This is a genomic window from Microbacterium indicum DSM 19969 (genome assembly GCF_000422385.1).
Lineage (GTDB): Bacteria > Actinomycetota > Actinomycetes > Actinomycetales > Microbacteriaceae > Microbacterium > Microbacterium indicum.
Window position 1 is genome coordinate 1 of the sequence record NZ_AULR01000023.1, and the last position, 7,983, is coordinate 7,983.

8 protein-coding genes and 1 pseudogene are annotated in these 7,983 nt (G+C 70.3%); 6 read left to right on the forward strand and 3 right to left on the reverse strand.

All coding sequences use genetic code 11. The features are described from left to right. Together H576_RS0112135 and H576_RS15725 are read right to left on the reverse strand one after the other, a co-directional pair. Window positions 1-209 (reverse strand): transposase (locus tag H576_RS0112135; protein ID WP_029151152.1); only part of this gene is annotated, 209 nt, incomplete at its 3' end. Window positions 210-258: 49 nt separating this feature from the next. Next, window positions 259-1,194: pseudogene (locus H576_RS15725) on the reverse strand (alanine/glycine:cation symporter family protein); the annotation flags it as partial. Window positions 1,195-1,325: 131 nt separating this feature from the next. Here H576_RS15725 and nusA point away from each other — a divergent pair. The 4 genes from nusA to rbfA all read left to right on the forward strand — a co-directional run bounded on the left by nusA (window position 1,326) and on the right by rbfA (window position 5,938). Beyond that, window positions 1,326-2,315 (forward strand): transcription termination factor NusA, encoded by a 990-nt coding sequence (gene nusA / locus H576_RS0112145; protein ID WP_029151153.1) that lies wholly within the window; start codon window positions 1,326-1,328, stop codon window positions 2,313-2,315. A 35-nt stretch (window positions 2,316-2,350) separates the two neighbouring features. Beyond that, window positions 2,351-2,623 carry a YlxR family protein gene (locus tag H576_RS17385; protein WP_084502721.1) on the forward strand — a complete coding sequence of 91 codons (273 nt, stop codon included), beginning with the start codon at window positions 2,351-2,353 and terminating at the stop codon, window positions 2,621-2,623. A gap of 59 nt (window positions 2,624-2,682) precedes the next feature. Next, window positions 2,683-5,442, forward strand: coding sequence for a translation initiation factor IF-2 (gene infB / locus H576_RS0112150; protein WP_029151154.1), 2,760 nt, complete (start codon window positions 2,683-2,685; stop codon window positions 5,440-5,442). A 73-nt stretch (window positions 5,443-5,515) separates the two neighbouring features. Further along, window positions 5,516-5,938 (forward strand): 30S ribosome-binding factor RbfA, encoded by a 423-nt coding sequence (rbfA, locus tag H576_RS0112155; RefSeq protein ID WP_029151155.1) that lies wholly within the window; start codon window positions 5,516-5,518, stop codon window positions 5,936-5,938. 3 nt (window positions 5,939-5,941) lie between these two features. Here rbfA and H576_RS0112160 read toward each other — a convergent pair whose 3' ends face one another. Continuing rightward, window positions 5,942-6,814 carry an HhH-GPD family protein gene (locus H576_RS0112160; protein ID WP_029151156.1) on the reverse strand — a complete coding sequence of 291 codons (873 nt, stop codon included), beginning with the start codon at window positions 6,812-6,814 and terminating at the stop codon, window positions 5,942-5,944. Window positions 6,815-6,961: 147 nt separating this feature from the next. On the opposite strand from H576_RS0112160, the gene H576_RS0112165 reads away from it, so the two are divergent. Then, entirely contained in the window at window positions 6,962-7,600 is a 639-nt protein-coding gene (locus H576_RS0112165; RefSeq protein WP_156888222.1) for a hypothetical protein, read from the forward strand. 46 nt (window positions 7,601-7,646) lie between these two features. Beyond that, on the forward strand, window positions 7,647-7,983 hold a 337-nt coding region (locus H576_RS0112170), incomplete at its 3' end, for a transposase (RefSeq protein ID WP_029151158.1).

Here is a 7,983-nt window from a genome sequence, read left to right on the forward strand (position 1 = left end):
ATGCGGTGATGCCAGGTCCACACCGTCTGCCACGGCCCGAACACCTCCGGCAGATCCCGCCACGCGATCCCGCACCGATACCGGTAGACGATGCCCTCGACCATCAACCGAGCATCTGCGAACGGCCGCCCCTTCCGCCCGGTCGGGCGGGGCAGCATCTCCTCGATCAACGACCACTGGGCATCCGAAAGCATCTGAAACCGCGTCACGAACTCAGACTCTCAGCGCGCTGCCGATCTATTTGTCAGACACGCCCTAGACGCCGAGCGACTGCACGAGGCCCTGCTTGACGGGGTGGGTGACGGCGGCTGACGCGCCCGCGTTGGGGGCGGATCCGAGGCCCGCCTCGTTGGAGAACATGCCGCGCTTGACGCCCGTGAGCACGATGAGCCCGAATGCCGCGCCGACGACCTCGTTGAACCCGAACGCCTGCGTGTAGATCGACGCGAAGGCGGCGGGGAGGTTCTCGAACTCGACCGCGACGACCGCGAGTCCGAGCAGGAGGAAGAGGAGCGCCATCACGGGGACGAGCGTCTGCGTGACGGTCGCGATCCGCTTCACCCCGCCGAAGATGATGAGGGCCGTGAGGACCACGAGCCCGACGGCGACGACCCACGGCATCCATCCGCTGACGTCGGATCCCGTCATCGTCGCGATCGCGCCGGACGTCGCGGCCGAGATCGAGTTCGCCTGCAGCGCGTTGAAGCCGAAGGGGAAGCAGATGATGAGGATCACGGCGAACCAGACGCCGAGCCACTTCTGTCCGAGCCCGCGCATCATGTAGTACGCCGGCCCGCCGCGGAAGCCGTCCGAGCCGCGGACCTTGAACAGCTGGGCGAGCGTCGACTCGGCGAAGGCCGAAGCGGCGCCGACGAACGCCATGAGCCACATCCAGAACACGGCGCCGGGGCCGCCGATCGCGATCGCGGTCGCGACGCCCGCGATGTTGCCCGTGCCGACGCGCGAGGCGGCCGAGATCGTGAACGCCTGGAACGACGAGACCGACTGCGGCTTGCCGTCGGCGTCGGTCGGCGTCTTGTCGACGAGGGTGCGGAACATCTCGGGGAGCATCCTCAGCTGCACGACCCCCGATCGGACGGTGAGGTACAGGCCGAGGACGACGACGACGGGAAGGACGATCCAGGACCAGAGTTCGCCTCCCCAGTGGGAGAGCCAGGCTGCGACGGTTTCCATCGCAGAAGTCTGACGGGTGTCGGGCCGCACCGCCAGCCCGGACGCCCAACATCCGGCGAGGTGTCTCGGGTATCGTGGCACGTTGCACGAGACCGGCCGCCCGCCGGGAAGAACTGAAGAGGGAGACTGCTGTGGACATCGATCTGGCCCTGCTGCGTTCGATCGAACGCGAGAAGGAGATTCCGCTCGACGAGCTGGCCCGCATCATCGAGCAGGCCGTGCTCACGGCCTACGAGAAGCACGTCTCCCAGACGGGCGACGTCGAGGAGGGCACCCGCGCCGAGCTCGACCGCAAGAGCGGCCACGTCGCGATCCTCGTCCCGGTGAAGGACGACGAGGGCGCCGTGATCGGCGAGGAGGAGCACAGCCCCGAGGACTTCGGCCGCATCGCCGCGTTCGCCGCGAAGCAGGTCATCAGCCAGCGCCTCCGCGACATCGCCGACGACGCCGTGCTCGGCGAGTTCCGCGCCAAGGAGGGCGACATCGTCGCCGGCGTGGTCCAGCAGGGACCGAACCCGCGCATGATCCACGTCGACCTGGGCACGGTCGAGGCGATCCTTCCGCCCGAGGAGCAGGTCCCCGGCGAGGAGTACGCGCACGGATCCCGCATCCGCGTCTACGTGACGAGCGTCGCCCGCGGCAACAAGGGCCCCGCGATCACGGTGTCGCGCACGCACCCCGGCCTCGTCCGCAAGCTCTTCGCGCTCGAGGTCCCCGAGATCGCCTCGGGCCTCGTCGACATCGTCGCGCTCGCCCGCGAGGCGGGGCACCGCACCAAGATGGCCGTCCACGCGCTCGACTCGACGATCAACGCCAAGGGCGCGTGCATCGGCGAGATGGGACGCCGCGTCCGCGCCGTCCAGGAGGAACTCGCGGGGGAGAAGATCGACATCGTCGACTTCGACCCGGACCTCGCGACGTTCGTGTCGCACGCTCTCTCTCCCGCGAAGGTCTCGTCGAGCTTCGTCCTCGACGAGAAGACGAAGGCCGTCCGGGCGCTCGTCCCCGACTACCAGCTGTCGCTCGCGATCGGCAAGGAGGGTCAGAACGCCCGCCTCGCCGCGAAGCTCACGGGCGCGAAGATCGACATCCAGCCCGACAGCATCCTCGAGGACGACTGATCCCGGGCGGGGCCGCCCAGGCCGGGGCGTGTAGGATGGAACCCGTACGAACGTGCGTCGGATGCCGCACGCGTGCCCCTCGCACCGCTCTTCTGCGGATTGCCGCCATCGGATCGCAGCTCGTCGTCGACGAGCGCGCGTCGATGCCCGGGAGAGGCGCGTGGGTGCACCCGTCCCGCGACTGCATGGAGATCGCTCTCCAGCGCCGCGCGTTCGCACGAGCACTGCGCGTGTCGCCGAAAGCCGACGCGCTGGCCCTCGAGGAATGGCTGAACAGCTATGGAACTCAAGTGAACGGCTCGAAATGAGACCCGTCCGCCTCTAACGGCCTGCCCTCGTCTGGGTGGGCCACCCAGACAGGAGAATTGTGGCAAAACCACGCGTACATGAGATCGCGGCCGAACTCGGCGTCGACAGCAAGGCGGCTCTCGCCAAGCTGAAGGAGCTCGGCGAGTTCGTGAAGAGCCCCTCGTCGACCGTCGAGCCGCCGGTTGCGCGCAAGCTGCGCGCCGCGTTCGCGAACGAGGGATCCGCGAAGCCCGCGGGCGACGCGAAGCCGCAGGCGCCCGCCGCGGCGGCGCCGAAGCCCGGCGCCCCGCGCCCCGCGCCCCAGCGCCCCGGCGCCCGCACGGCGCCCAAGCCGAGCCCGAAGCCCGCGCCCCAGGCCGAGCCGAAGGCGGAGGCCCCCCAGGCCGCGGCCGCTCCCGCGCGCCCGCCGCGCCAGAGCAGCGCCCCGGCCCCGGGTCAGAGCCGTTCGCAGGCCCCGCGCCCCGGCGGTTCGCAGGCGCCCCGTCCCGGAGGATCGTCGGCCCCGAAGCCCGGCGCCGCGCGCCCGGGCAACAACCCGTTCTCGTCGTCGCAGGGCATGGGCCAGCGCCCGGCCGGCGGACCGCGCCCGGGCAACAACCCCTTCGCGTCGGCGCAGGGCATGGGCCAGCGCCCGACGCCCGGCAACATCCCGCGTCCCCCCAAGCCGCAGGCCCCGCGCCCCGGCGCGGCCCGGACGGGTCGCCCCGGCGGCCCCGGTCGCGGTCGTCCCGGTGCCGGCGGAGCCCGTCCGGGCGGAGGAGCTCCGTTCCAGCAGCGTCCCGGTGGCGGCGCGGGCGGCGGCGGCTTCGCCGGACGTCCGGGCGGCGGATTCGCCGGTCGCCCCGGCCCCGGCGGTCGCCGCGGCGGCACCGCAGGTGCGTTCGGAAAGGGCGGCGGCAAGTCCAAGCAGCGTAAGTCGCGCAGGGCGAAGCGCCAGGAATTCGAGATGCGGCAGGCGCCGATCGTCGGCGGAGTCAAGGTTCCGCGCGGCGACGGCAGCACCATCATCCGCATGCGACGCGGCGCATCGATCGCCGACTTCGCCGAGAAGCTCGAGCAGATGCACGGCATGCCCGTGCCTCCCGGAAACCTCGTCACGGTCCTCTTCCACCTCGGTGAGATGGCGACCGCGACCGAGTCGCTCGACGAGTCGACGTTCGAGGTGCTCGGCGCCGAGATCGGCTACAAGATCGAGATCGTCTCGCCCGAGGACGAGGACAAGGAGCTCCTCGAGAGCTTCGGCCTCAACCTCGAGCAGGAGGAGCTCGACGAGGACGACGAGGACCTGGAGATCCGTCCCCCCGTGGTGACGGTGATGGGTCACGTCGACCACGGTAAGACGCGACTTCTCGACGCGATCCGGAAGACGAACGTCATCGAGGGCGAGGCCGGCGGCATCACCCAGCACATCGGTGCGTACCAGATCTGGACCGAGCACGAGGGCAACGATCGCGCGATCACGTTCATCGACACCCCGGGTCACGAGGCCTTCACGGCCATGCGCGCCCGCGGTGCCGACGTGACCGACATCGCGATCCTCGTGGTCGCGGCCGACGACGGCATCATGCCGCAGACGGTCGAGGCCCTGAACCACGCGCAGGCCGCCGACGTGCCGATCGTCGTCGCGGTCAACAAGGTCGACAAGCCCGACGCCAACCCCGCTCGCGTGCGCCAGCAGCTCACCGAGTACGGTCTGGTCGCCGAGGAGTACGGCGGAGACGTCATGTTCGTCGACGTGTCGGCTCGCGAGGGCATGGGCATCGACTCGCTGCTCGAGGCCATCCTGCTGACGGCCGACGCGGGTCTCGACCTGCGCGCCAACCCCAACAAGGAGGCGCGCGGCGTCGCGATCGAGGCCAAGCTCGACAAGGGCCGCGGATCCGTCGCGACCGTCCTCGTGCAGGGCGGAACACTGCGCGTCGGCGACCCGATCGTCGCCGGCACGGCCTTCGGCCGCGTCCGCGCCATGCTCGACGAGAACGGCGACAAGGTCCTCGAGGCCGCGCCGTCGCGTCCCGTGCAGGTGCAGGGTCTCAACTCGGTCCCGCGAGCGGGCGACCTGTTCCTCGTGACCGAGGACGACCGCACCGCACGCCAGATCGCCGAGAAGCGCGAGGCCGTCGAGCGCAACGCCGCCCTGGCGAAGGCGCGCAAGCGCATGTCGCTCGAGGACTTCACCAGGGCCCTCGAGGAGGGCAAGGTCGAGTCGCTCAACCTCATCATCAAGGGCGACGTCTCGGGTGCCGTCGAGGCGCTCGAGGAGTCGCTCCTCAAGATCGAGGTCGACGACAGCGTTCAGCTGCGCATCATCCACCGCGGTGTGGGTGCGATCACCGAGAGCGACATCAACCTCGCGACGATCGACAACGCGATCGTGCTCGGCTTCAACGTGCGCCCCGACACGAAGGCCCGCGAGGCCGCCGCCCGCGAGGGCGTCGACGTGCGGTTCTACAACGTCATCTACAACGCGATCGACGATGTCGAGGCCTCGCTCAAGGGCATGCTCAAGCCCGAGTTCGAGGAGGCGCAGGCGGGTCTGGCCGAGATCCGCGAGGTGTTCCGCTCCTCGAAGTTCGGCAACATCGCCGGTGTCATCGTCAAGAGCGGCACGATCACGCGCAACGCCAAGGCGCGCGTCATCCGCGACGGAGTGGTGCTGGCCGACGGCCTCGCCATCGAGTCGCTCCGCCGCTTCAAGGACGACGTCACCGAGGTGCGCACCGACTTCGAGGCCGGTATCGGCCTCGGCAAGTACAACGACATCCAGATCGGCGACGAGATCGAGACCATCGAGATGGTCGAGAAGCCCCGCGACTGATCGCGAGTCATGAGTCTGCCGGGTGGCCCTTCGTCGGGCCGCCCGGCAGACTCGTCTCAGGAAAGGATTGACCATGGCTGGCGAAAGAGCATCCCGCGTCGCCGACAGGATCCGCGTGATCCTCTCGGAGCGCCTGCAGAAGGGGCTGCGCGACCCGCGGCTCGGATTCGTGACGATCACCGACGTCCGCGTGACGGGCGACCTGCAGAACGCCACGGTGTTCTACACGGTGTACGGAACCGACGAGGAGCGCGCCGGCTCGGCCGCCGCGTTGAAGTCGGCGACGGGCATGCTGCGCAGCGAGGTGGGTCGCGGGCTCAACACGCGCCTGACCCCGACGCTCGAGTTCATCGCCGACGCGCTCCCGGAGGAGGCGTCGAACCTCACCGCGCTCCTCGACGAGGCGCGCAAGCGCGACGCCGAGGTGCAGGGTCTCGCGGCGAACGCGCACTACGCGGGCGACGAGGATCCGTACCGGCACGACGACGAGGAGTGATCCTCAGCGGGGGAGCGACGCCAGCTCCCCGTCCGCGCTCACGAGCCCGTCGGCGAGGAGCGAATCGATGGCCCGGCCGCGCTGCACGCGGTCGGGCCATTCGGCGATCAGGGCGTCGAAGGGCACAGGATCCGGGTCGGCGGCGCGCAGCGCCTGGAGGATCCGGCCGCGTGCCTGGCGATCGGATCCCTCGTACCGCGCCTGCTTCACGCGCGTGTCCGCGGTCTCTGGGGAGCCGGCAGCGAGCCACGCGCACTCGTGCGCGATCGGGCAGGAGCCGCACTTGGGCGACCGCGCCGTGCAGATGACCTGCCCGAGCTCCATCGCGGCGGCGTCGACGATCGCGGCCTCCGACGCGCTCGCAGGGAGGATCGCGGCCATGGCCTCGAGGTCGCGACGGTGCGCGGCCGCGGGGTGCGCCTTCGCCTCGAGGGCTCGCGTCAGGACGCGGCGCGTGTTCGTGTCGACGACGGGGTGGCGGTCGCCGTACGCGAAGACCGCGACGGCGCGCGCCGTGTAGTCGCCGATCCCCGTGAGCGCGAGGAGATCGTCGACGTCGCGCGGCACGACGCCGTCGTGCCGGTCGCGGATCTCGACGGCAGCGCGGTGGAGCCACAGCGCGCGGCGCGGGTAACCGAGGTTCGCCCACTGCGTCACGGCGTCGGCGGGGGCCGCGCCCGCGAGATCGCTCGGGGTCGGCCAGCGCTCGAGCCACGCCTCGAGGAGCGGGATCACGCGGGCGACGGGCGTCTGCTGGAGCATGAACTCGCTCACGAGGGTGCCCCATGCGCCGAAGCCGGGGCGGCGCCACGGTAGGTCGCGGGCCTCCGCCCGATACCAGGTCGCGAGCGCGTCGGCGATCGCGGTGCTGGGCATCCGTCCATCGTACGTCCAGGGCATCGTTGTCGAACGGTTGTTATACCGGCGCCGTTCGTGACCGTTCCGTTTTCTTCGCCGCGTAACGTTCCGTGAGGCGGTTCACCCGGCCGCCTCGACCCGTGAAGGAGGAGAACCTTGCGCATCATGACGCGAACCCGGATCGCCGTCGCCGCCGCGGCTCTCGCCCCGACCCTGGCGTTCGCGGGATGCACCTCGACGGTTCCCACCCTGGACCCGACTCCCTCGGACTCGTCCCTCCAGACGACGTCGCTCACGCCGACGCCCTCCGAGAGCGAGAGCGCCGCTCCCGTCGACGACCCCTCCGACCCCGACTCGTGGGTCATCGCGGACGACCGCATCGGGCCCGTGGTCATCGGATCCGACTTCGACGACACGGTCGAGGCGATCCGCGGCTCCGGCGTCGGCGACATGCCGGGGTGCGACGGCGTCGCCTACGGCACGACCTCCGACAACGCCTACGACATCGTCGTGATCGACGACACGAGCGCGAACGTGGGCACGGTCCACGAGGTGAGCGTCAACTGGAACGGCGACACCGCCGACGTCGGCCCCCGCACGGCCGAGGGGCTCGGCCTCGGCTCCACGGAGGACGAGGTCCTGTCGGCGTACGAGGACACGCACGAGGAGGCGTCGGCGATCTCGGGCCGGTCGTTCGTCCTCGTGGGGGATCATCTCGTCTTCACGTTCACCGACGGCATCGACGGCGCCACGAAGGTGTCGCTCGTCACCGACGGAGAGCCCGCGTACGAGCCCTGCGCCTAGGGCGTGTCTGACAAATAGATCGGCAGCGCGCTGAGAGTCTGAGTTCGTGAAGCGGTTTCAGATGCTTTCGGATGCCCAGTGGTCGTTGATCGAGGAGATGCTGCCCCGCCCGACCGGGCGGAAGGGGCGGCCGTTCGCAGATGCTCGGTTGATGGTCGAGGGCATCGTCTACCGGTATCGGTGCGGGATCGCGTGGCGGGATCTGCCGGAGGGGTTCGGGCCGTGGCAGACGGTGTGGACCTGGCATCACCGCATGGCCGTCGGGGGCACCTGGGACAAGGTGCTCGCCAAGCTCACCGCCGCCGCGGACGAGGCCGGGCTGGTGGACTGGTCACTGTCGGTGGACTCCACAATCGCTCGCGCACATCAGCACGCGACGAACA

Coding starts and splice junctions, on each gene's coding strand:
- H576_RS17385 (WP_084502721.1), top strand. CDS start 2,351: ATGGAACCCGTACGAACGTGCGTCGGATGCCGCACGCGTGCCCCTCGC.
- rbfA (WP_029151155.1), top strand. CDS start 5,516: ATGGCTGGCGAAAGAGCATCCCGCGTCGCCGACAGGATCCGCGTGATC.
- H576_RS0112160 (WP_029151156.1), bottom strand. CDS start 6,814: ATGCCCAGCACCGCGATCGCCGACGCGCTCGCGACCTGGTATCGGGCG.
- H576_RS0112165 (WP_156888222.1), top strand. CDS start 6,962: ATGACGCGAACCCGGATCGCCGTCGCCGCCGCGGCTCTCGCCCCGACC.